General features: G+C 57.7%; 1 protein-coding gene. It reads right to left on the bottom strand.

Annotated elements, in window-relative coordinates:
• On the bottom strand, window positions 1-1,710 hold a 1,710-nt coding region (locus Xbud_RS18890; protein ID WP_145956682.1), incomplete at both ends, for a toprim domain-containing protein.

Below are 1,710 nucleotides of genomic sequence, written 5' to 3'. Positions count from 1 at the left end.
GTCCGCCCTAATATCTCGTGTGCCAACTGATTGGCGAGCCGGATATCGTCTTTGCTGACTTCGATATATTCAAGCCGCTTGCCACGATGCTCAGCGGTCTTGATCTCCCGCTGATACTGGTGTAACAGGGCGATACTCTGGATCAAGGTGAGATATTTCATGTGATCACGGCGGGTACGGGTCTTATCGCTCATGAACGTTAACTGGCTGGCATAGGGGTTCACCACATTCAGCGGGCGCAACAACCGCTGGGCGTTCTGGTGAAGCTGTGTCAGATAGTCCCGCTCGTTCTCAGCCAACAGGCCTTCGAGGGTTTGCTTCTGGCGCTGCACCGCATGGATAGCTTCGGTCTGTTCGCGGGATTCGTTGACGGTCAGCACCAGACAACGGTTCAGTAATTCTTCATCCACATCAATGGCGGTGGTGGTTAACATCAGCATCACCGGGCCTTTGACGGTGTAGCTTTTGGTGACCAGATTCCCGCTCGTTTCATCCTTGCCCGTGCTCGCCATCGTTAACTCACCGTCACTTTGTAACAACTTCAACGCATAAGCCGCCTGCCTTACACCTTCTTCTTCCGCTATCGCTAAAATCTTGTGCTGGAGATTGGTTTCCCCCAGATAGAACAGGCTCTGGCCGGTCATGGCGCTGTACTGCACGCGCTCTTCTGGCGGGATCAGGTTCAGTACCGCCTCCATCAATGACGATTTTCCCGCTGCACTGCTGCTCTGGATCAGGACGGCTAACGGTTTGGGTAACTTCCGGCTCACTGCTGCCAGATAGCCCGCAAGCAGGTTGGTCGATTCGCCGACCACACCACAGGCGGCTAAGTCAGCGGTAATACGGGCAGTCAGATAGGGATCTTGCAGCAAGGCCAGTGCCGCTTCCCGTTCTGCGATCCCCATCTCCGGTGCATTGGGTTCCGTGCCCGATGCCGCCCGCTGTTGCCCCTGTTCGACCGCCAGTAACACCTGCCCCAGCGAACGCCGCAGCGCCGCTTCTCCCAGCCCCAGCTCAGTGGCGGCCAGCCGGGCATAACTGTTGCGGCTGCGGGCACTCATCAGATCAACCCCGTCAGCGAACAGCACGCCGCTTTGCGTATCCAGCACCTGCGCATTGATTTTCATGGTAACCGATCCCGTTTTCACCGTGCCCAGCCCCCGCAGACACCATTGCAGTGTGCCGACTGACACGAGCAGCTCGCCATGATCACCGGACTCACAGACCACATTCGGCGTCACGCTGGGCGCGGGTTCAGCCGCTAAAGAGGAAGCGGGTTCTGGCGCTGTGTCCGGCTCAGGTGTCTGGCGCTCAAGTGCCACCATATCCGCGGCATCCTGCATCGGCACGGCACTCTCAATCAGCAGGGCAAAGGCGGTTTCTGGCTCTGCAACCTGACACAGATAGCTATTCGCATCCATGCCCGGCGGGAACACCACACGTAAGGGTATGATGCCTTTGGCAACCAGCACTGCCGCCAGTTTCACCGCCGCATCATTACCCGCGGTATCATTATCAAAGGCGATCAGCACCTGCTTAATGTTGTGCTGTTCAAAGACCTGCCAGTGATCAGCGGTGACACCATGCACACCATAGGCCGCCGTGACATTTCGGTGTCCGGTCACCCAGAACGACATCGCATCAATCAGGGATTCACACAGGATCAGCGCCTTGGAGGCACCCAGCGCCGCGGCATTCCAGACCCCTTTA

The organism is Xenorhabdus budapestensis, assembly GCF_002632465.1.
GTDB classification, from domain to species: Bacteria; Pseudomonadota; Gammaproteobacteria; order Enterobacterales; family Enterobacteriaceae; genus Xenorhabdus; species Xenorhabdus budapestensis.
This window is presented reverse-complemented; position numbering and strand designations above follow the sequence as displayed.